Origin of the sequence: Roseibium sp. SCP15 (assembly GCF_040329435.1) — a bacterium.
Classification (GTDB): Bacteria; Pseudomonadota; Alphaproteobacteria; order Rhizobiales; family Stappiaceae; genus Roseibium.
This window is the reverse complement of record NZ_JBDZYI010000005.1, coordinates 421,662-442,558: the sequence shown is the minus strand read 5'-3', so window position 1 is coordinate 442,558 and position 20,897 is coordinate 421,662. Positions and strand designations below refer to the sequence as shown.

Here is a 20,897-nt window from a genome sequence, read left to right as displayed (position 1 = left end):
TCGGCAAGCGTTGCACGACCGCAACAAAAGCTGGACGGTCAACCTAGGGCCTCTTGTTCAAGGTTGCGACCTTTGGCCCGATAAAGTGGAAAATTACCTCTTTCAAGAGGGGCCCGGGACAAGATATCTAAAGCGCCAATCGGCTGACTGAGTTCGTATTCGCGACAGATTAGCCGGATTGGATCACAGCAGAACGCCAAACCGATAGACAGACGACCGCCGTATTGAACCTGTGAGGTTTCAAACGCCGGAACACTGCAGCCGGGATTGGTCAGATTGCATCGGGAAAGGGTTGTCATGTCCAAGACGGGCATCATGATTTGCGGCCATGGTAGCCGCGCCAAGTCTGCCGAAGAAGAATTCGCCCTGCTGGCGAAAGGTGTCCGCGAGCGTTACCCGGATACGCCAGTGGAATACGGCTTTCTGGAGTATTCGGCGCCCAACATCCACATGGGCCTCAATGCCCTGCGGGATGCCGGAGTGACCAACATCATTGCCGTACCCGGCATGCTGTTTGCCGCGACCCACGCCAAGAACGACATTCCTTCCGTGCTGACGACCTATCAGGACAAGAACCCGGGTCTGACGGTTCAGTATGGCCGCGAGCTCGGCCTGCACCCCAAGATGGTCGCCGCTTTTGAAGCGCGCATTCTGGAAACACTTGGCGTCGATCATGTACATGACGGCGATCTTTACGACACGATGCTGGTTGTCGTCGGCCGCGGAACATCAGACACGCTCGCCAACGCGGAAGCTGCACGACTGACCCGCATCGTCGCGGAAAACCTCGGTTTCGGCTGGTCCGAAACCGTCTATTCCGGTGTCACCTATCCGTCAGTCGGTCGCGGCCTGGAGATGGCCCTGAAGCTCGGCTACAAGAAGATCGTCGTTGCGCCCTACTTCCTGTTCTCCGGCAAGCTGATCGACCGGATCTACAATTATGTCGACCGGGTCGCCGGAACGGCCCCTGATGTGACCTTCTACAAGGCGCATTATCTTGCCGATCAGGACCATGTCATCGACACGTTCGTTGAGCGGATCGAAGAGGCCGGTTCCGGAACGATCGTCGAAACCCAGGACTTGATGGCGTCCTTCAAGGATCGGCTGGCCAAGGGTGAAGTGGAAATCCACCATCACCACGCCGAATTCCGTGATCCCCTGGATGACGAAAACCCTGACGCCCATGATCACGATCACAGCCATGGCCATCACCACCACCATCATGGCCACGATCACCATCACCACGGGCATGACCATCACCATGGCCACAGCCACGGCATCTACCGTCATATCGGTCACCCGAATGGCCCGCGCACCATGATCGACCAGGGAGTCTGCTGCTGCTTCATGAGCCAGTTCCCCCAGGAAGTGATCGATGAGGAGCGTGCATTGAGGAATCAGGCAAAGTCGGTTTAACACGCCTGAGCCAACCTGGATCCAGTCAGCCCTCCACGATATCTGAGGTCATCCCGGACTGGATCCGGGATCCGTTCCCCAAGCCAAGGTGAGTGCAACACAAGCATTTTGCAACCAAACCAAAGAGTTGACCGCAGCACTCGGCCAATCACCCGACGCGTTCCGGACAAGCGCACCTGAGAGTGCGCGCTGATCCGGAAGCCGGATCTCAGTCGCGCTTCAGCGCGTCATCTCTCTCGATAAAAAACGTGCTCGTTTCATGCGCGTTTTAACGCTGGATTCCGGATCGGCGCGCCGCTTCACAACTCTCGTCCGGAATGACGGAAGTGGACGCTGAATTATGCCTCAGCTCTATCCAGATGCTCCCCGAACAGCAGCACATTGCCGTCCGGATCGACGGTCTCGAACTCACGCATCTGCCAGGGCTGGTCGGCGATGTCCTCGGTGATGTTTGCACCGGCCTTCTTCGCCAGTGCGTAGTAACCGTCGATGCCATCGACAAAACAATACGCCGTTGCCTGACGTGCCTGGTCGCTCTGAGTCAGATGCAGTCCCACGTTCTCGCGTCCAAGAACGGCGTAGCGCACCGGCTCTCCCTCCTTGTCCGCCCATTCGAACCGCACCTCGAACAGAAGCTTGTCACGGTAATAGGCAATTGACGCTGCAATATCCGTCACCGGGAAAACCGGTGCCATGTGAGAGAGTTGGGAAGGCTTCGCATCTGACATGTTCGGTCCTTTCATGGAACTGACCTTGAAGGCTGATCCTCAGCCAAAGAGTAGCGTATGCAACCAATTTGTCATACCTGCGAGAAAAGAAGTCCTGGATCTTGCAAGAGCTACGTTCAATCTAATTACTTCTCACATTCCCGGGTTCAAGCGACACCATCCTGCATCGAGAACGAAGAAACTTATTCTCACATACAAAGAAACGGGCCCCAAAGGGCCCGTTCCAATGTCATTTGCAAAGTCTTAGGTGCTTAGCTCGTCACAAGGTTCCTGAGCACATATTGCAGGATGCCGCCGGCCTTGATGTATTCCAGCTCGTCCTCGGTATCGACGCGGCACAGGCACTCGATGATCTTGGTCGTGCCGTCCTCGTAGGTGACTTCCACATCCATCATCTGGCGCGGCTTTATGTCCGCGATGCCCTTGATGGTCACGCGCTCCTTGCCGGTGATGCCATGGGACTGCCAGCTCTCGCCTTCCTTGAAGGTGAGCGGAATGACGCCCATGCCGACAAGGTTGGAACGGTGAATACGCTCAAAGGACTGGGCGATGACGGCGCGCACGCCGAGCAGGTTGGTGCCCTTCGCGGCCCAGTCACGCGATGACCCGGTGCCGTATTCCTTGCCGGCAAAGACAACCAGCGGCGTGCCGGCGGCCTTGTATTCCATGCAGGCGTCGTAGATCCACTCCTTCTTGCCATCCTTCATGGTGACACCGCCTTCAACACCCGGAACCATCTGGTTCTTGATGCGAATATTGGCGAAGGTACCGCGCATCATGACTTCATGGTTGCCACGGCGTGAGCCGTAGGAGTTGAAGTCTTTCTGGGCAACCTGATGTTCGCTGAGATACTTGCCTGCCGGGCTGTCCAGCTTGATGGCACCGGCGGGCGAAATGTGGTCGGTGGTGATGGAATCGAGGAACAAACCCATGACCGCGGCATCATTGATGTCCTGAAGCGGCTTCGGCTCCATGGTCATGCCTTCGAAATAGGGCGGATTTCGCACATAGGTGGAGGAGACCGGCCATCCGTAGGTCAGGCCGCCTTCAACCTTGATCGACTGCCAGTGCGCATCACCCTTGAAGACGTCACCATAGCGCTCGCGGAACATTTCCTCGGTGATCGAGGACCGTATGAGGTCGGTGATCTCTTCCGTGGTCGGCCAGATATCCTTGAGGTAGACCGGGTTGCCATCCTGGTCTTCACCAAGCGGGTCCTTGGTGATGTCGACATTGAGGTTGCCGGCGATGGCATAGGCGACGACCAGTGGCGGCGAAGCCAGGTAGTTCGCGCGCACATCCGGGTTGACGCGGCCCTCGAAGTTCCGGTTGCCCGAAAGAACCGAACAGGCAATCAGGTCGTTGTCATTGATCGCAGCGGAATATGCCGGATCCAGCGGACCGGAGTTACCGATACAGGTGGTGCAGCCGTAACCGGCAAGCGTGAAGCCAAGCGCATCGAGGTCCTCCTGAACGCCGGCTTTGTCCAGATAGTCGGTCACCACCTGGGAGCCTGGTGCAAGCGAGGTTTTCACCCACGGCTTGACCTTCAGGCCTTTATTAAGAGCGTTGCGGGCAACAAGACCAGCACCGATCAGGACGGAAGGGTTGGAAGTGTTGGTACAGGAGGTGATCGCGGCAATCACGACATCGCCGTTGCCAAGATCGTGGTCTTTGCCTTCAACCGCAACACGCTTGTGAAGTTCGTCTGCCTTCTTGAACTCATCCGCCATGGTTTTTGCAAAACCGGTCGCGGCGTCAGAAAGGTTGATGCGGTCCTGCGGACGCTTCGGTCCTGAAATCGCCGGGACGACCGTGGAAATGTCGAGTTCCAACGTGTCGGTGAATTCCGGCTCTTCACCACCGGTGCGGAACATGCCCTGAGCCCTGGAATATTCTTCGACCAGCGCTACGCGATCCTTGTCGCGGCCTGTGGCTTCCAGATATTTCAGCGTGTCGCGGTCAACCGGGAAGAAGCCACAGGTCGCGCCATATTCGGGAGCCATGTTGGCGATCGTTGCTTCGTCTTCCAGCGACAGGCTGTCGAGGCCCGGACCATAAAATTCGACGAACTTGCCGACCACACCTTTCTGGCGCAGCATTTCAACAACGCGCAGAACCAGATCGGTCGCGGTGATGCCGTCATTCAGTTCGCCAGTCAGCTTGAACCCGACGACTTCAGGAATCAGCATGGAAATCGGCTGGCCGAGCATCGCCGCTTCCGCTTCAATGCCGCCAACACCCCAACCGAGAACGGCAAGACCGTTGATCATGGTTGTGTGACTGTCGGTACCAACCAGCGTATCCGGGTAGGCGATGGTTTCGCCGTTCTCTTCCTTGGTCCACACAGTTTGGGCCAGATACTCCAGGTTCACCTGGTGGCAGATACCGGTTCCCGGAGGCACAGCGCGGAAATTGTCAAACGCGGACTGCCCCCAACGCAGAAACTCGTACCGCTCCTTGTTGCGCTCATACTCCAGTTCGACGTTTTTCTTGAACGCGTCCTTGGTGCCAAAGAAATCGATCATGACCGAGTGGTCGATGACGAGGTCGACCGAAACCTGCGGATTGACCTTCTTCGGGTCTCCGCCGAGCTTCACGGCTGCATCGCGCATTGCCGCCAGATCGACCACTGCAGGAACGCCCGTGAAGTCCTGCATCAGAACACGGGCGGGACGATAGGAAATCTCATGGGACGACTTGCGGGTCTTCAGCCATTCGGCGCAAGCGACAATGTCTTCTTTGGTGACCGTACGCCCGTCTTCGAAGCGCAGCAGGTTTTCCAGAACGACCTTCAGCGAGAACGGCAGTCTGGAAACACCTTCCAGGCCGTTCTTTTCCGCTTCGGGTATTGAGAAATAAGTATAAGTCTTGTCGCCGACCTGAAGGGTCTTTTTGGCTTTGAAACTGTCGAGGGACTGGGTCACGACGCGCGATCTCCTTAAAGGTCCGTGGCAGCCGGGCCGCATCTGACAGGCTGCCGGTCAAAGTATCTCTGGCTGGTTCCTTTTCGGAACCGAATGCGCCCTTTCCGGGCTCTTTGTGTTTACGCTGCTTTGTTTTGCAGCCGGATTTGGGTCCGACCTTTTCTTAGCACCGCCTGGTCGCTCCTGTACAAAACTTTGGTTGCGATCACCAGCAATGACACACATGGGCTTTCTTTCGGCGAAAGCAAATGCGCATTGAAATTCCATGATCGAAACGAAGGCTTTAGGGCATTCATCTATATTATATACATTTGTATACAATATTCAAACCTCTTGCTTGAAGGCTTTTGGAATCGACCCAAAGGGCAGCAGGAATTCCGATGAGCCATATCCTTTCGGGCACCGGGAAACGCACAGAATTGCAACCGCTGATCCGATCATCCAGGAAGTGCAGCCCATTATTGCGCACGCAGGAGCTTCCCGCTATTAAAACGATCATGCACCGCTTTTTTTTGATGTTCGTTTTCATAGGTTTCCTGGCGTCGCTTTCCTCATCGCACGCACAGGAACCGGTGCACGAACCATTCGAAATCGGTGAATCGGGCGAGGAATATCTTCGTTCGCTGCCCTGGCGTGGAATAGAGACCGATGTTGTCTATTTCGACCCGTCCGGACCGCCTCCCGAACTGGATACAAAACAAAGACTTGAATCGACACCGTCCGGCGGAACCGGTCAGAACCAGGACCTCAACGCCCGTCTGACCACAGGCCTGATCGCCGGTGCCATCCTCGTGTTGATCGCCTACCTGTTCTTGCGTTTCGGAGGGGGCATTGCCGTTTCGCTGAAGCGGGATGCAGTCAATCCCAGCAGCCGCCGCGCCGCGAAGCAGGACTCTGCCCCGCCCTGGGCAGAAAAGCTGAGTACCTTTGACGAAATCTTGCGAACCTCGGACCGGCGACGGGCTCTGGTGCTGTTGACCCAAAAGGTTCTGGCAACAGCGATCAATGCCAACGGAATCCTGATGCAACGCAGCTGGACCGCGCGCGAGGCTCTTCTGCACCTTCCGCAGGAACAGCGCAAGCTCGACGCGCTCCGCTCACTGGTTTTGACAAGCGAACGGGTGCAGTTCGGCGGGCGCGATGTCACTGAAGACGAATTCCGGGACCATTTTGCAAATAGCAGACAGATCGTCGGACCGGGTGTTTCATGAGCAGTACCGCCAACATCTCGACATTGAAAGCACCACGGCTCGAGACCGTGGTCATAGCGGTAATCTGCGTAATTGTTCTGGCCGTCGGCGCCTATCTTGTTTCGCAACGACAGCAGGCCCTGCGAAGCTCACCTGCCGGTCACGACGGATTGCAGGTCTGGCTAACGTCCAGCGGACTGAGTGCACGGAACTTTATTGGTGGCTGGCCCATGGATCAGACCGCGGTCGGCCTGCTGGTCGTGCCGCTCTACGATACGGCGCTCGACAAGGATCGTGCCCTTGCCTCGTCCAAGGAAGAACTCCTGCAGCAACAGGATGAGTACGACCTTGATCTCGCCCCCATTTTGGAAAAGGCGCAAAGGGCACAGACGCTCGTCATTTTGCCGAAATGGCGAACCGGCATGCGCCTGACCGGCCGTGCTCATCCCGTTTTAAGAGCCGAGCCGAACAGACTGGCCGGGACACTCGGCAAGCTGCTCGACGACAACCAGCCTGAACTGATTTTCCCAGAAGTCCCTTTCACGGAATTCGATTATCAATCAGCGAACGGGGATATGCTTCAGGCAAAGATCTATGCCGCGCAACTGTTCAAGGCACGAGGTTGCACACCGCTGATTGGCGCTGAAGAAGCGATGCTGCTCGGCGATTGCGCGCTCGGTGAAACTGCGGCGAACGGCAACGAACGGGTTCTCGTGTTGTCGGATCCCGATCTTCTGAACAATCACGGCCTCCGTCTCGGCGACAATGCAAGGATCGCGGTGGATTTCCTCGGCGCGAAAGCAGGCGACCGCAATATCATCATCGACTACAGCCGGGCGTCCTGGCTGCGCGATCCGGCCCGGGAACCCGAACGGGAACGAACCTGGGCCGACCTGCTGCGTTTTTTCGACCAGCCCTTTCTGACACTCTGGATCGGTTCTGCCACCTTGTTCCTGCTGTTTCTCTGGCGCGCGGCCTTCAGATACGGCCCGATCAGTCCCGATACAGCAAAGCCGGGCGCCAGCAAGTCGCTTGCGATCCGCGCAAGGGCGCGCCTCATGCGCCTGTCGGGTCAGGACGGTGCCTTGACGGCCGAGTATGCCGCGGCACGAATTGCGGCCACTGCAGAGAGCCTGTTCGGCGTCGCCCATGCCCGCCATTTCACGAACGAAGACGAATTCCTCAAATATGTGGAGCGGCGGCATGCACCATATGCCCCGCGCCTGAAGGCTGTATTGTCAGAAATTCGGAAGTTGCCCGCTCATTTGCCCGCTCACGAGGCAATCCACCATATCGATGAACTGGAACAGGTTTTGGAGCAAATCACTCATGACGCTTGAGGCTCTTCGCGAACGGACGGACGCCCTGAGGATGGAGATTGGCCGCACCGTTCTCGGCCAGAACGAAACAGTTGATCTTCTACTCACCGCCCTCTTCGCCCGAGGACATATTCTGCTCGAAGGACCGCCGGGAACAGCCAAGACGTTGCTGGCCCGCAGTTTCGCCGCCGCCCTGGCGCTAGATTTCGGCCGCATCCAGTTCACTCCGGACCTGATGCCCGGTGACGTGTTGGGAACGTCGATTTTCGACTTCCGCACCAATGCTTTCGTATTGACCAAGGGCCCCGTCTTTTCGCAGGTTCTGCTGGCCGACGAGATCAATCGCGCACCACCAAAAACCCAGGCAGCTCTTCTTCAGGCGATGAACGAGCGAACAGTCAGCATCGACGGAACCGATCATTCTCTCGGCAGCGAATTCATCGTCGTCGCCACTCAGAACCCGATCGAACAGCAGGGAACCTACCCCCTTCCCGAGGCTCAGCTGGACAGATTCCTGTTCAAGCTTGTGATTGATTTTCCACCCGAAGACATCGAGATGGCCATTCTTCGCCAACATGCCGCCGAGCCCATCGAGGCAGGGCTGGAAACCAATACGCTGACCAGGGTTCTGGATGCAGCAGCACTGGCGGACACCCGGTCTCTGGTCGACAGCATCATTCTGAAGGACGACATTCTCGCCTACATTCTGCGTCTGGTACGAGCCACCAGGGAAAGCTCTGAAATTGCATATGGTGCCTCGACGCGCGCAGCCGATGCGCTTGCCAGCGCGGCCCGGGCAACGGCGGCGCTCAACGGGCGCGACTTTGCCATCCCCGATGACGTCAAACGGCTCTTTGTGCCTGCACTGCGTCACCGCATCGTCCTGGGCCCCGCCGCGGAGATTGAAGGCCGAAGTCCTGAACAGGTTCTGGAGAACATTCTCAACCAGATCGAGGCCCCACGCTGATACGGCCATCCAAAAGATTGCTTGCACTCGGCTCTGCCGCGCTGTGCCTTTCGGTCATCGCTGTGGTGGTTGGCGATGCCTGGCGCGAGTTGGTGTTGCTGCCCTGGATCCTGCTTGCCGTAGTGGTCCTGATTGACTTTGCCGTCTCCTTCAGGCGGCCGAGGGCACTGGCATTCGAAGCGCCGCCGGAAATCTTTGTCGGCGAAACCGCTTCGCTAAAACTGGAGCTGGATCGGGCGCCGAAAACGCTGACGGCAAAACTCGACTGGCCTGATGGTCTGAAAGGTGGTGAAGAGTTTGCGTTTCAAACCAACCCGCAAAATACCGCACACGCAGACGTAAGCTGCCGTGCCGTCCGCCGGGGGCTTTGGCACCTTGAACATCTCTGGCTGTTTTGGCGCTCGCGCCTGAAGTTGCTGGAATTCGTCCCGCGCCTCAACATTGGCGCTGAGGTCCGGGTCGTGCCGAACATTCGCCTCGTCCAGTCAGGGCAGATCACCACGACGGTTCTGTCAACGCTCTACGGCGTCAAGGAAAACCGCGCCATCGGCGAAGGGTCGGAGTTTCACCAACTCCGCGATTTCGTTTCCGGCATGGACATCAGGTCGATCGACTGGAAACGCTCGGCCCGGCGCCGGTCGCTTGTCGCCAAGGAGCTGCGCGCGGAACGGAACCACCATGTCATCGTTGCACTCGACAACGGGTATCTGATGCGCGAGGAGATCGGCGGACTGCCGAAGATCGATCACGCGGTCACTGCTGCGCTGGCAACGGCTTGGGCCGCGGCAATCGGCGGCGACCTGGTCGGCTATTATTCCTACGATGTGCGCCCGCGTACATTCGCCGCCCCGGCTCCCGGACGCACAGCCTTTGCCCGCTTGCGCAACTGGACGGCATGTCTTTCCTATGTCAGCCGCGAGACCAATCACACACTCGCCTTGACGGAGTTGAACGCCCGCACCCCGAAACGAAGTCTCATCATCATCTTCACGGATTTTATCGACACGACTTCGGCGGAGCTTCTGATTGAGAACATCGGCATCCTCGCCAAGCGCCACCTGCTCATTTTCGTCGCCATCCGGGACCCGGATCTTGAAACCCTGGTGGAATCCGCGCCCGGCGACCTGGACGGCGCAGCCACCCTTGTGGCGGCCAACCAGTCCATCAACGAGCGCCGCCTGGTCCTGGAGCGCCTTGCCCGCAAGGGCGTGACGATTGTTGACGCCAAGCCCGATGCGATCACCGCACGGCTGATTTCCGCCTATCTGGAAATCAAGGCACGGGAGCAGATCTAGATGACTTCCGTTCCTCTTCACCCATCCGGCTCCGGGCAGACTGTGACAGACGCTCATATGCTCTCGCCCGCCGGCACGCGAACGGTGGACAGCAGCGAACTCATGCGTTCGGCGCGGTTCCGCAAGGAACGGGAAGCCGATTGGCAACGACTTGAAACCCTGGTTCTGCGGGCGGAACGCAAGGGGCTTCAAAAAATGAGTTTCGCCGAAACGAGAGACCTTGCGTCTCTCTATCGCCAGGCGACCACATCACTCGCCATCGCTCGCGAGATCTCTCTGGACAAGGCTCTGCTGGGTTATCTGGAAGCCCTGACGGCACGCGCCTATCTTTGCGTCTATGCGCCTCAGCAACGACTGGGTGGCCTGTTTCAAAGATTCATGTCCGCAGGCGCGCCACAAGCCATGCGAAGATCCTGGCTTTATATCCTGCTGGGATTTCTATGCCTGGGGATGGGTGCACTCGCAGGTTATCTGCTCTACTTTGAAAATGCTGACTGGTTCTATGTGTTCATGCCGGGCGAATTGGCCGACGGCCGGGGACCGGACACCCCGACCGGGGACTTGAGGTCTGTCATCTACGGACATGACACAGGCACAACCGGGCTCGGTGCTTTCGCCACATATCTCTTTTCCCACAACACCCGGATCGCGATCTTCGTCTTCGGACTGGGTGTCTTTGCGTGTGCCCCGGCCATTCTCCTCACTTTTTACAACGGGCTCATTCTGGGAGCCTTTTTTGCGCTCCACGTAGATCGCGGCCTGGGTCTGGATATCGCCGGCTGGCTTTCGGTGCATGGAGTAACGGAGCTTTCGGCGATCTGCATCGCATGCGGCGGCGGCTTGAAACTGGGAACAGCAGTGCTCTTTCCCGGCAACAAATCGCGTGTGGCAGCCTTGCGGCGTGCCGGACATGATGCGGTGAAGCTGGCGCTTGTTGCAGCGCTCATGCTTGTGGTCGCTGCACTTCTTGAAGGGTTCGCCCGTCAGCTGGTCCAGGACATGTCAGCCCGTTTTCTCATAGGCTGGGGCGTCGGCGCACTCTGGCTCACCTGGTTTGCCCTTGGCGGCAGGAGGCGCACGTGATCCTCCAACGCTGGAAAAAGCGCAAGAAACTGCGCCCCTCACCCGATCAGGTCATGCCGCCCGAAGGCGTTGCCCTGAACCTGCCTGTTACCGGGGTCGGAATACGCCTTGCTGCACAGATCACCGATTTGCTCCTGACCACGATTGGCGCAGTCTGCCTCATGGTTCTGCTCTTTGCGATCGGTTTGACCGAACCCCAGACCATGGTCGCCATCGGTGCCATGGTCTTCTTTCTGATCCGCATTCCCTACTATGTCCTGAGCGAAATTGGCTGGAACGGCCAGACCCTCGGCAAGCGCCTGATGAAGATCAAGGTGGTGTCCCACGACGGCGGTTCGCTGACCGCACACGCACTCGTTCTGCGCAACCTCATGAAAGAAGCGGAAGTCTTTCTGCCGGCGACCCTTCTTCTGACGCTGGATACGGCTTCGCCGATAGCTTCGCTCGCCTCTCTTGGCTGGGTCTCGATCTGCCTTATCATACCGGTGCTTGACCGTTACCGTCGCCGGCTCGGTGACATGATGGCCGGAACGCATGTGATCCACCTTCCCGTACCCGTCCTTCTCAAGGACCTGGCGGGAGAAACGCGAATGCTGACCGCGAACCTCAAACAATTTGTCTTTCTTTCGCATCAACTCGATCACTATGGCGCTTATGAACTGCAGACCCTCGAAGCGCTGCTGCGCGCACAGAGCACGCCGATTTCATCAGATGCAGCCAAGAAAAGAAACGCAACCATCGAGGCCATCATCGACAAGATCCGAAAGAAGATCGGCTATGCCGATCCGGTACCTTCGGCAGACCGATTGCGTTTTCTGCAAGCTTTCTACAACGCCCAGCGTGAACATCTCGAGCAGCGCCAATTGTTTGGCGACAGGCGCGAAAACAAGCACTATGCGAATGAAGTTTCAGATAACGCCCAGGCACCCACGACACGCGATGCTTGAGGCACACAATCAGACAATCTAAGGTGTAGACGACTTAGTAACTTCAATAAACGGCAAGCGGGCTAGGGCAATTGCAAAATCTGGACAGTCATCCTGCTGAGAAAACCGATGAAGCACCTGACATTCAGGAATATGGAACACCAGCTGGTTCTTCCAAACTCTCTCTCGGAGTGGGTACGCTCCTCGGGGAAAGCTTTTCGGTGATCTTCAGGCATATCGTGCTGGTGGTTCTGCTCGGTTTCGTGCCGGTTCTTCTCGGTCAGATCGTGACGGGACTGTTGGCCGGATATGAGATCCAGGTCGGCTCGGCGGATTATCAGTCCAGTGGTCTCGACAACGGATTGGCGACGTTTCTGGCGGCGTTGATCAGCATTGCGGCTTACACCATCACCATAGCCCTCCTGGTTCAGCTGGCCTATGACGCCAAGCTTCGGCGGCGGATACGGGTCAGACATTACTTCACGAACGCCGTCAGAACCGTTGTGCCCATCGCCGTTCTCAATATCGTCATTGTCGCAATCCTGGCCACTGCCGGCTTTGCGATTGTCTATCCGGGAGGCGTCGCCGGAATTTCCCCCTTGATGACATTGCCGGTTCTTTTCGCCTTGCTGGCGTGGATCTATTCCCTGTTCTCCGTGACGGCGCCAGCAGTCGTGATTGAAAACGCAGGCTTTCGGGGACTGGGCCGCAGCCTAGCGCTTACCAAAGACTATCGCTGGCCAATCGTGGGCTGTCTGTTTCTGGCGATGATTTTTGCCGTGATCATTTTCTTTGTCGGCGGGCTCATCGTCGCGCTCCTTGCAGCAGTGGGCGGCATCCCCGGTACAATCCTGGCCCTCATTGGACTATCGGTCCTTTACGCTGTGGGCACGGGCCTGTTCAGCATCCTGACCGCACTCATCTATGCGCGTCTACGAGAGATCAAGGAAGGTATCGGCATTGAGGAGATAGCAGCGGTTTTCGATTGACCGAATGGGGCCTCGAAGTTTCAGCCGTGAGATGGAAGGAAAGCCCCACGCATCGTTTCATGGTAAGTTTTCACGAGGAGTATCGGGGCCGCAATTGTTTGTGCCCTGTCGAATTTCACCACTCCACACATCTTTACTTTGTCATTTGACCAAAACGGAGAAACTGAATGTCAGACACGACCGCAGGCCAGATCAAGCCGCCCCTGGGTGTTGGCGCACTGGTGAGTGACAGCTTCTCGATCTTCTTCGGGAAGTTTTTCAAGGTGTTCCTGATTGCCTATGGCCCCACTTTCATCGGCTTGCTGATTTCCGGAGCACTGATGGGATTTGGCACAATCACCGGCACGGCAACACCTGATCTCGACGGCTCGATAAGCTTTGTCGCAATCATTCTCACCATTCTCGTCCAGCTGGTCGTCTATGCGGTGACCACGGCGCTCCTGGTTCAATTGGCGTATGACGCGAAACTGGGACGGCACATACGGCTTGGTAAATACGTGGGCCCGGCTTTCGCGGCCGTGGTGCCAATCATCCTTCTCGGCATTGTCGCGGCTATTCTTTTCATGATCGGCTTCGCCATTTTTGTGGTTCCCGGATTGTGGATTTACGCCGTGTTCTGCGTCATGGTCCCGGCCGTTGTGATCGAAAGAGCCGGTTTCAGCGGACTGGGTCGAAGCGCCAGCCTGACCAAGGAATATCGCTGGCCGATCGTTGGTGCGATTTGCCTGCTCATCATCATCGCAATTGTGATTAACGTCGCTGCCAGCTTCCTGGTCGACATCATCTCGTCGATTTTCGGCAGCGTTGCCCTGGACATCATCCTGACCGCAGCTGTTTCAACGATCAGCGCCAGTATCGGCAGCATCCTGATCGCCCTCATCTATGCGCGCCTGCGCGAGATAAAGGAAGGCGTCAGCGTCGACCAGATTGCAGCGGTTTTCGACTGAGAAACATTTCGGAACGCGGGTGCACCATCCGCGTTCCCGATTCCGGGACGAGGGAAATTCAAAGTGGACGCCATTTGACAAATATTAAGGCAGCTGAATTCGCTTGCATGATAGCTGTCCGGCTGACTAGGGTCCGACCCCTGACAAGGTGACCATCCACTTTCCTTCGGAGCACTCCCCTGAAACTGATTGCAAAAAACCTGACTATCGACCGCGGCGGACGCCGGGTGTTTCAGGATCTGTCCTTTTCACTGGAACACTCCACGGCACTTGTGGTGACCGGCGCCAACGGCATCGGCAAATCCTCGCTGCTGCGAACATTGGCCGGTCTCGTTCCGCTTTCAGCCGGAGAATTCCGCCTGGAAGGCGGTGAGGAAGAAAAACTCCCACAGGAACAGACACACTATTTCGGCCATCAGGACGCCGTAAAACCGGCTCTGTCAGTTCTGGAAAACCTCCGCTTCTGGCAAAGCTTCGCAGCCGCATCTGTCACCGGCGCTTTCTCCGGTGAGGTCATGTCTCCGATTGAAGCTCTCGAGACGCTTGGCATTGCTCATACAGCGCATTTGCCGGCGGCCTATCTTTCCGCCGGTCAGAAACGCCGTTTGTCGCTGTCGCGCCTGCTGGTCACGCCCCGTCCGATCTGGCTCATGGACGAGCCGACCTCCGCACTCGACAAGGCTTCCGAAGCGCAATTGCTGGGCTTGATGAACGCCCATCTGGCATCCGGCGGCTTGATCGTCACGGCGACGCACACGGATCTCGCGCTCGACAATATCAAGGTCCTTCACCTGCAGGCGAACGATCCGGTATCGCAAACACCAGAGGAGGCGATGATATGACCGGCTGGGCCCTCGCTCTGTTCCAGCGCGACCTGCGCCTCTCCGTTCGTGTCGGCGGCAGCGCGCTTGTCGGGGTGCTGTTCTTCCTCGCGGTGGTCACCGTCATTCCTTTCGGCGTAGGGCCGGATCTCAATCTGCTTGCTCGTATCGGTCCCGCGATCCTCTGGATCGGCGCGTTGCTGGCAACGCTGCTCGGACTTGACCGCCTGTTTCAGGCCGACAGGGACGATGGCACGCTGGATCTTATGCTGATGGCCGGCCGCCCACTTGAGCTGGTGGTCCTGATCAAATGCCTGGCCCACTGGATCGCAACCGGTTTGCCCTTGGTTGTAGCGGCTCCGCTTCTGGCAATTTTTCTCAACCTCGACCCGATCGCCATGGGGGCGGTCACGCTCACCCTGCTGGTCGGCACTCCGGCACTCACGCTGATCGGTGCGATCGGCGCTTCACTTACCGTCTCGTTGCGCCGCGGCGGATTGCTGCTCGCCGTTCTGGTCATACCGTTGGCAATTCCGGTTCTGATTTTCGGAGTTAGCGCCGCTGACGCGGCGATTCACGATCCGGTACCGTTCATGACGCCGTTCCTGATCCTGTGCGCTTTGTCGCTGATCGCTGCCGTGATCGGTCCGATCGCGTCCGCTACAGCACTCAGATTCGCGGCGGACTAGCCACAATCGGATATTGCGGAGGCATCGCGCCTCCGCCGCTTTCCTTCTCATCAAATCTGCATATGACAATGCTCAGTTTCGACTTCCGAGTGCGAGCCGACAAGCCAGGCCGACAAAAACCGTGGCAAGCAGGTATCTCGGCAAGCCGGAGAAGCGGCCCTTCGCCGCAAAAAAGGACCGGATGTGCCCGCCGAGGAGTATGACGGCGCCATTCACGAGAAAGCCTATGGCGTTGATAACGGTGGCAAGTACCAGCATCTGTAGCATGATCGAACCGTTTGCCGGACTGACGAACTGCGGAAACAGGGCAAGCACGAAAAGAACCATTTTCGGATTGAGAAGATTGGTCAAAAGACCTTCGGTAAAGATGCGCCGACCGCCCAGATCCGCCAGAGCGGTATTGGTGCCAGTCGAATTGTCCGGTGACCGCAATGTCTTGAAGGCCAGATAGATCAGATAGGCGCAGCCCGCCCAACGAACGACCTCAAAGGCAGCCGGAATTGCTGCAAACAACTGCGACAATCCAAACGCGGCAGCCAGTGCATGGCAGTATGTGCCCGCCGCTATTCCAAAATAGGTCAGAAATCCGGCACCGCGCCCCTGGCTGACCGATCGCGATGCGATTAGCAACATGTCAGGTCCCGGTGTCGCGGTCAGCACAAGCGACGCGGAAGCAAAAAGCACAATCGTGGAGAGGTCCGGCATATTCAATCCTTCAGGGTTATGGCCGGGAATTCTGTTTATCACGATTTCTTCAGGCGACAATCCTGGTTCTCGGGAGGAGGGAAATACCCACAATTTCAAACCGAAGCAGAGATTTTCCTGTATCTTCAAACATCCGACGACAGTCGCTGAGGGAGGGAATTCGTTTCCGTGTTTGACCAAACGCAAGGCATTCTGCGACCCTTCGGTGCATTGATGAGCAAAGAAGACTGAAGTAAAAGGCTCCCATGGCATTCTGGGACTACGCAAATCCGACGCGATTTCTGAGACTGGTGCAGGTGGTCCTGCCCTGGCTCATCGGCTTGTGCATCATTGCTTTTGCGGCCGGGCTTTACATGGCCTTCTTCACGGCGCCGCAAGACTATCAGCAGGGCAACACGGTCCGGATCATGTACATTCATGTTCCCGCCGCTTGGCTGTGCATGATGTGCTACTCCATCATGTCCATCTCCTCCATCGGCACTCTGGTGTGGAAGCACCCGCTTGCTGATGTTTCAGCCAAGGCGGCTGCACCCATCGGCGCGGCATTCACGTTCATGGCTCTGGTGACCGGGTCCCTGTGGGGTAAACCCATGTGGGGTACCTACTGGGTCTGGGACGCGCGGCTGACATCGGTTCTTGTGCTGCTGATCATGTATCTGGGTCTCATGACCCTGTGGCGGACGATGGATGACCCGATCAAGGCCGGCAAGGCAGCCGCAGTTCTGACACTTGTCGGCGCGCTCAACCTGCCGGTGATCAAGTTCTCGGTCGATTGGTGGAACACGCTTCATCAGCCGGCCAGTGTCGTGCGCATGGACGGTCCGACCATTCACCCGGACATTCTGTGGCCGCTGCTGATCATGGCGACCGCCTTCACCTTGCTGTTCTTCGTTCTGCACCTGATGGCGATGCGCAACGAGATCCTGCGCCGCCGGGTCCGCGCCCTGCGCTTGCGCGCGGCAAGTGTCTCTCACCCCGGAACCGCCGCCGCGACGGCCCAGCCTGCGGAGTAAACTCATGGATTTTGGTCCACACGCCGGTTTCATCATGGCTTCCTACGGCCTGTGCCTGTTTACCGTTCTTGCGCTGATCGCATGGGTCAGGATCGACAAGGCCAATCAGGAACGCGCCCTCAGAGAGCTGGCAGAACAGGGTTTCTCCCGCGCGCGTCCGGGTAGCAGGAGCAATTAGTCAAGATGAGCGCCTCTCATTTCGAAGCTGATAGCGGCAAACCGCAAAAACGTGGCTTCCCTGTTCTCGTTCTGCTGCCGCTTGTCGTGTTCACGGGCCTGGCAGCGTTGTTTCTCTTCCAGCTGACGCTTGGAGGCGACCCCAAGAAAATCCCGTCCGCGCTGATCAACAAACCCGCTCCCGAATTCGCTCTTGGACCGGTAGAAGGCCTGACCAGGGACGGCAACGGCATACCCGGCTTCTCCCGGGAAGATCTTCTCGGCAAGATTTCTGTGGTGAACGTATTTGCCTCCTGGTGCGTGCCTTGCCGGCAGGAGCATCCGATCATGGAAGAGCTGGGAACGCTGGACGACATCCAGCTCATCGGCATCAACTACAAGGACAAGCCGGAAAATGCCCGCCGTTTCCTCGGCAGCCTCGGCAATCCGTATGACCTGATCGGCGCGGACGATGCCGGACGCGCGGCGATCGAATGGGGTGTGTATGGTGTCCCGGAAACCTTCGTCGTCGATGAGAAAGGCATGATCCGCTACAAGTTCATCGGTCCGTTGAGCCCAAGCACCTACAAGGACACTTTCCTGCCCGAACTGAAAAAGGTGATGGACGGCGCCTGAAGCTCCGAGCCTTTGGTCACGGGACCTCCATTTGAAGTCACATTCCCGCGAAATCTCAGGATAGCGGCCAAAGTCACCGGCTCGTGACTCGCGATTGAAAGCCCGATTGCATATTTTATGGTCGAGCAAATAAGGAATTGAACCAAATGGTGGGTCTTCACTCCCGGAAGGCAGGTCAGGCTTTCCGGACGAGCGCGATTGTCATCGCCGGATTACTTGTTGCTATCACGTCGTGGGACGGCGTCATGGCCGCATCACAGCCGCAGAAAGTCGTTGAGCTGTTTACCAGTCAGGGTTGTTCCTCCTGCCCGCCCGCCGATGAGTTGGCTGAGCGGCTGGTGGAGGAAAACGAAAACGTTCTGACAGTTCTCATGCCTGTCGACTATTGGGACTACCTAGGCTGGAAGGACACTCTGGCCAGCCCGATCTATTCTCAACGCCAGCGCGCCTATGCAGCGCGGCGCGGAGACAGGTCTGTCTACACGCCGCAAATGGTCATCAACGGTGAGGAGCACGTGGTCGGCAGTCGCGAAGGCCAGGTCCGCTCCGCGCTCGAGCGAACGGAACCGTTCACGGCCGATGTTGACCTGAAAATTTCCGATATGGTGGTTCAGGCAACCGTCGACGGCGCATTGCCACGCGGCGCCAAGATGGCGACCGTCTATTTCCTGCGCATTGACGACGAAGCGACCGTCGATATCGGTCGCGGAGAAAATGCGGGCCGCAAGATCAAGTACGTCAATGTTGTCCGTAACCTGCAGCCGATTGGGATGTGGTCCGGGGGAAGTGAAACCTTCCGCATGACCAAGTCACAATTGGATCTCAAAGGCGACGCCAGATGTGCCATTCTCATCCAGATCGAAGATCAGGATGGGCCCGGCAGGATCATCGGCGCTGCCGTCATGGACTGGCGCGGCGGCTTCTAAAGGGCTCGAGACCGAGTTAAAGAGATTGGTCAACAGCTCTTTGGATCTGCCCCAAAAGCCGCCGCGCACTTTTTGCAGCTATTGAACAGCCTGCCCACATGCAGGTTTGACGGCCAACGGGCCGTCAACTGCAGTCAACTCCTTGCCGCTTCGCGACTGGCGTCTGGCAATGTTCTGTTCACGCAAAAGCCGCAGTTTTTTATTGCCAGTCGAGCTCATGCATAACTTGATAATGTTTCATTCGCTTCGATGAAGAGGCATTTTGCCAATCGGTGCGCACTTTCGACAGACGCCCCTCCAAGCAGCGGCCAGCTCTGGGTCAGACCTTCAAAGATAAACAGAATATCCGCTGACCGCTCCTCAACCCCGGCGACAGCTGCCGCCCTCTCGGCAACACAGGTCTTGTGCCGGCTCAATAGCTCCTTGAGGTTTTCGTCTTGTGGAGCCGCTGCTACAGCCGCATGAAACAAGCACCCCTGGGGCGCTTCCTGCGTCATCCAGCCCGCAATGCGATCGATGATGCCGCCGAGAGCGACTGGGCCATTTTCTGGAACGTCGCTGAAGATGTGATCCATATACCGGCGATGGCGGTATTCCAGGGCACTCAGCACCATGTCATCTCGAGATGGTGTGTACTTGTACAGGGTCCGGAGACTTACCCCTGCAGCCTCCCGCAATGTTTCAACATTCGGCTCGGCAAATCCGTGAATGACAAAGGCTTCTTCCAGCCCGGCGGCAATCTTTGTTCCAGTGTCCATCATGGTTGACAAAGTAGAATGATCATTCTACCAAGACAAGTAGAAAGATCATTCTACCTGGAGGCGTTCCGGCATGACTCAAGACGACAAGATGGTTGGCGTGGTCCTGACAGGACATGGCGGCCCGGAAAAGCTGGAGTGGCGGTCTGACTTGCCGAAGCCGCAACCGGGACCCTGGGATGTGATCGTCCGGGTGCGCGCTGCGGCCGTCAACAACACCGACATCAACACCCGGATCGCCTGGTATTCGAAAAGCGACCGTAAGGACGATGATGCAACATGGTCTGGCAAGCCGCTGGACTTTCCGCGCATTCAGGGTGCCGACGTCTGCGGCGAGATCGTGGCTGTTGGCCGGGAAATAAGCCCGGAGAGAATCGGTGAACGCGTATTGATAGAACCGTGCCTGCGCGAAGCGGACGGCAAAGAACAGAAGATGCCCTGGTACTTCGGCTCGGAAACCGATGGCGGATTTGCTCAGTTTACTCGTGTTGCATCCCGACATGCCATTCGGATCAACAGCGATCTGACAGATGTGGAGCTCGCATCATTTCCGTGTTCGTACTCAACCGCGGAGAATATGTTGACCCGTGCAAGGGTCGAAAAAGGAGACACCGTTCTCGTTACAGGCGCGTCGGGCGGAGTTGGTACGGCAGCTGTACAGCTGGCCAAGGCCAGGGGTGCAGATGTGATCGCCATTACCAGCCCCTCGAAATCCGATGCACTGCACGAGCTTGGCGCAGCAACAACGCTTGGCCGGGAAGACGATGTTGTGTTGAAGCTCGGCGCAAACAGCGTCGACGTGGTGATCGACCTGGTCGCCGGACCCAAATGGCCAGCCCTTTTGAACGTCTTGCGCCCCGGTGGGCGCTATGCCGTGGCAGGTGCCATCGGCGGGGCAATGGTCGAGTTGGACGTCCGCACGCTCTATCTGAAGGATCTCAGCTTATACGGCTGCACGGTTCTCGAACCCGAGGTTTTCGAAAATCTGGTTGGGAGGATTGAGCGGAATGAGATCAAACCATTGGTCGCGGAAACCTATGCCCTAGAAGATATTGGAGAAGCTCAAGCGAGTTTTGGCAGGAAAGGTCATATCGGAAAGATTGTTCTTCAGGTTCCATGAGCTGCAACTCTAAAAAGCCCGTCAGTTGATGGTCAAACCGAAGAGACCATACTGAACTCATCCGAAATACCCCGAAGGGGCTTTGCTGCCTGCATCTCGCTGAGTCACGGCGAAAAACAGCGGGAATAAAGCCCCGCCCCTGTTTGTAACCTCGTCAAAAACTGCTACCCCTTGCGCCACGAGATCGGTCCCGCCAGGCGCGCTTTTTGGAAAATCGCTGCCACGTTTCTGAGACAGACCGGTCGACCAGCGCCGCCGCTGTCATGCTTTTTTGATGGCAGTTGAC

20 protein-coding genes are annotated in these 20,897 nt (G+C 57.5%); 16 read left to right on the top strand and 4 right to left on the bottom strand.

The window, feature by feature from the left end; all coding sequences use genetic code 11:
* Positions 1 to 297: 297 nt before the first annotated feature.
* The gene (locus tag ABLO27_RS25060) at positions 298 to 1,416 is read left to right on the top strand and encodes a sirohydrochlorin chelatase (RefSeq protein WP_353036829.1); all 1,119 of its coding nucleotides are present in this window, start codon (positions 298 to 300) and stop codon (positions 1,414 to 1,416) included.
* A 338-nt stretch (positions 1,417 to 1,754) separates the two neighbouring features.
* On the opposite strand, the gene ABLO27_RS25055 is transcribed toward ABLO27_RS25060, so the two are convergent.
* Entirely contained in the window at positions 1,755 to 2,144 is a 390-nt protein-coding gene (locus tag ABLO27_RS25055; protein ID WP_353036828.1) for a bleomycin resistance protein, read from the bottom strand.
* 251 nt (positions 2,145 to 2,395) lie between these two features.
* Positions 2,396 to 5,071: an aconitate hydratase AcnA gene (gene acnA, locus ABLO27_RS25050; RefSeq protein ID WP_353036827.1), complete on the bottom strand. Its 2,676-nt coding sequence runs from the start codon at positions 5,069 to 5,071 to the stop codon at positions 2,396 to 2,398.
* A gap of 497 nt (positions 5,072 to 5,568) precedes the next feature.
* On the opposite strand from acnA, the gene ABLO27_RS25045 reads away from it, so the two are divergent.
* The 10 genes from ABLO27_RS25045 to ccmB all read left to right on the top strand — a co-directional run bounded on the left by ABLO27_RS25045 (position 5,569) and on the right by ccmB (position 15,297).
* Positions 5,569 to 6,282 (top strand): DUF4129 domain-containing protein, encoded by a 714-nt coding sequence (locus tag ABLO27_RS25045; RefSeq protein WP_353036826.1) that lies wholly within the window; start codon positions 5,569 to 5,571, stop codon positions 6,280 to 6,282.
* Positions 6,279 to 7,601, top strand: a complete 1,323-nt coding sequence (locus ABLO27_RS25040; protein WP_353036825.1) for a hypothetical protein — start codon at positions 6,279 to 6,281, stop codon at positions 7,599 to 7,601. The genes ABLO27_RS25045 and ABLO27_RS25040 overlap by 4 nt, the downstream gene beginning before the upstream one ends.
* Positions 7,591 to 8,547: an AAA family ATPase gene (locus tag ABLO27_RS25035; RefSeq protein WP_353036824.1), complete on the top strand. Its 957-nt coding sequence runs from the start codon at positions 7,591 to 7,593 to the stop codon at positions 8,545 to 8,547. The genes ABLO27_RS25040 and ABLO27_RS25035 overlap by 11 nt, the downstream gene beginning before the upstream one ends.
* A gap of 17 nt (positions 8,548 to 8,564) precedes the next feature.
* Positions 8,565 to 9,842: a DUF58 domain-containing protein gene (locus tag ABLO27_RS25030; protein ID WP_353036823.1), complete on the top strand. Its 1,278-nt coding sequence runs from the start codon at positions 8,565 to 8,567 to the stop codon at positions 9,840 to 9,842.
* Positions 9,843 to 10,925, top strand: coding sequence for a stage II sporulation protein M (locus ABLO27_RS25025; protein WP_353036822.1), 1,083 nt, complete (start codon positions 9,843 to 9,845; stop codon positions 10,923 to 10,925).
* The gene (locus ABLO27_RS25020; protein ID WP_353036821.1) at positions 10,922 to 11,872 is read left to right on the top strand and encodes an RDD family protein; all 951 of its coding nucleotides are present in this window, start codon (positions 10,922 to 10,924) and stop codon (positions 11,870 to 11,872) included. The genes ABLO27_RS25025 and ABLO27_RS25020 overlap by 4 nt, the downstream gene beginning before the upstream one ends.
* Positions 11,873 to 11,943: 71 nt before the next feature.
* The gene (locus ABLO27_RS25015) at positions 11,944 to 12,840 is read left to right on the top strand and encodes a hypothetical protein (RefSeq protein ID WP_353036820.1); all 897 of its coding nucleotides are present in this window, start codon (positions 11,944 to 11,946) and stop codon (positions 12,838 to 12,840) included.
* 167 nt (positions 12,841 to 13,007) lie between these two features.
* Positions 13,008 to 13,787, top strand: a complete 780-nt coding sequence (locus ABLO27_RS25010; protein ID WP_353036819.1) for a hypothetical protein — start codon at positions 13,008 to 13,010, stop codon at positions 13,785 to 13,787.
* A gap of 179 nt (positions 13,788 to 13,966) precedes the next feature.
* Positions 13,967 to 14,629, top strand: a complete 663-nt coding sequence (ccmA, locus tag ABLO27_RS25005; protein ID WP_353037032.1) for a heme ABC exporter ATP-binding protein CcmA — start codon at positions 13,967 to 13,969, stop codon at positions 14,627 to 14,629.
* Complete coding sequence (gene ccmB, locus ABLO27_RS25000; protein ID WP_353036817.1) at positions 14,626 to 15,297, top strand: heme exporter protein CcmB; 672 nt, start codon at positions 14,626 to 14,628, stop codon at positions 15,295 to 15,297. The genes ccmA and ccmB overlap by 4 nt, the downstream gene beginning before the upstream one ends.
* Before the next feature lie 72 nt (positions 15,298 to 15,369).
* Here the strand turns inward: ccmB and ABLO27_RS24995 are convergent, their stop codons facing one another.
* Complete coding sequence (locus ABLO27_RS24995; protein ID WP_353036816.1) at positions 15,370 to 16,002, bottom strand: LysE family translocator; 633 nt, start codon at positions 16,000 to 16,002, stop codon at positions 15,370 to 15,372.
* Positions 16,003 to 16,247: 245 nt separating this feature from the next.
* Here ABLO27_RS24995 and ABLO27_RS24990 point away from each other — a divergent pair, with 245 nt between their 5' ends.
* The 4 genes from ABLO27_RS24990 (at position 16,248) to ABLO27_RS24975 (ending at position 18,733) form a co-directional block, all read left to right on the top strand.
* Positions 16,248 to 17,015, top strand: a complete 768-nt coding sequence (locus ABLO27_RS24990) for a heme ABC transporter permease (protein WP_353036814.1) — start codon at positions 16,248 to 16,250, stop codon at positions 17,013 to 17,015.
* A gap of 4 nt (positions 17,016 to 17,019) precedes the next feature.
* Positions 17,020 to 17,193: a heme exporter protein CcmD gene (gene ccmD / locus ABLO27_RS24985; protein WP_353036812.1), complete on the top strand. Its 174-nt coding sequence runs from the start codon at positions 17,020 to 17,022 to the stop codon at positions 17,191 to 17,193.
* 5 nt (positions 17,194 to 17,198) lie between these two features.
* Entirely contained in the window at positions 17,199 to 17,807 is a 609-nt protein-coding gene (locus tag ABLO27_RS24980) for a DsbE family thiol:disulfide interchange protein (protein ID WP_353036810.1), read from the top strand.
* Positions 17,808 to 17,953: 146 nt separating this feature from the next.
* On the top strand, positions 17,954 to 18,733 hold the full coding sequence (locus ABLO27_RS24975) for a DUF1223 domain-containing protein (protein ID WP_353036808.1): 780 nt from the start codon (positions 17,954 to 17,956) through the stop codon (positions 18,731 to 18,733).
* A gap of 215 nt (positions 18,734 to 18,948) precedes the next feature.
* Here the strand turns inward: ABLO27_RS24975 and ABLO27_RS24970 are convergent, their stop codons facing one another.
* A complete protein-coding gene (locus ABLO27_RS24970; RefSeq protein ID WP_353036806.1) occupies positions 18,949 to 19,491 on the bottom strand; it encodes a TetR/AcrR family transcriptional regulator in 543 nt (180 codons plus the stop codon).
* Between the two features lie 73 nt (positions 19,492 to 19,564).
* Here ABLO27_RS24970 and ABLO27_RS24965 point away from each other — a divergent pair, with 73 nt between their 5' ends.
* Positions 19,565 to 20,611, top strand: a complete 1,047-nt coding sequence (locus ABLO27_RS24965) for an alcohol dehydrogenase family protein (RefSeq protein ID WP_353036804.1) — start codon at positions 19,565 to 19,567, stop codon at positions 20,609 to 20,611.
* The last annotated feature ends 286 nt before the right edge of the window (positions 20,612 to 20,897 follow it).

Coding starts and splice junctions, on each gene's coding strand:
- ABLO27_RS24995 (WP_353036816.1), bottom strand. CDS start 16,002: ATGCCGGACCTCTCCACGATTGTGCTTTTTGCTTCCGCGTCGCTTGTG.
- ABLO27_RS24970 (WP_353036806.1), bottom strand. CDS start 19,491: ATGGACACTGGAACAAAGATTGCCGCCGGGCTGGAAGAAGCCTTTGTC.
- ABLO27_RS24975 (WP_353036808.1), top strand. CDS start 17,954: ATGGTGGGTCTTCACTCCCGGAAGGCAGGTCAGGCTTTCCGGACGAGC.
- ccmB (WP_353036817.1), top strand. CDS start 14,626: ATGACCGGCTGGGCCCTCGCTCTGTTCCAGCGCGACCTGCGCCTCTCC.
- ccmD (WP_353036812.1), top strand. CDS start 17,020: ATGGATTTTGGTCCACACGCCGGTTTCATCATGGCTTCCTACGGCCTG.
- ABLO27_RS24990 (WP_353036814.1), top strand. CDS start 16,248: ATGGCATTCTGGGACTACGCAAATCCGACGCGATTTCTGAGACTGGTG.
- ABLO27_RS25025 (WP_353036822.1), top strand. CDS start 9,843: ATGACTTCCGTTCCTCTTCACCCATCCGGCTCCGGGCAGACTGTGACA.
- ABLO27_RS25010 (WP_353036819.1), top strand. CDS start 13,008: ATGTCAGACACGACCGCAGGCCAGATCAAGCCGCCCCTGGGTGTTGGC.
- ABLO27_RS25035 (WP_353036824.1), top strand. CDS start 7,591: ATGACGCTTGAGGCTCTTCGCGAACGGACGGACGCCCTGAGGATGGAG.
- ABLO27_RS25055 (WP_353036828.1), bottom strand. CDS start 2,144: ATGTCAGATGCGAAGCCTTCCCAACTCTCTCACATGGCACCGGTTTTC.
- ABLO27_RS25060 (WP_353036829.1), top strand. CDS start 298: ATGTCCAAGACGGGCATCATGATTTGCGGCCATGGTAGCCGCGCCAAG.
- ABLO27_RS24980 (WP_353036810.1), top strand. CDS start 17,199: ATGAGCGCCTCTCATTTCGAAGCTGATAGCGGCAAACCGCAAAAACGT.
- ABLO27_RS24965 (WP_353036804.1), top strand. CDS start 19,565: ATGACTCAAGACGACAAGATGGTTGGCGTGGTCCTGACAGGACATGGC.
- ABLO27_RS25045 (WP_353036826.1), top strand. CDS start 5,569: ATGCACCGCTTTTTTTTGATGTTCGTTTTCATAGGTTTCCTGGCGTCG.
- ABLO27_RS25040 (WP_353036825.1), top strand. CDS start 6,279: ATGAGCAGTACCGCCAACATCTCGACATTGAAAGCACCACGGCTCGAG.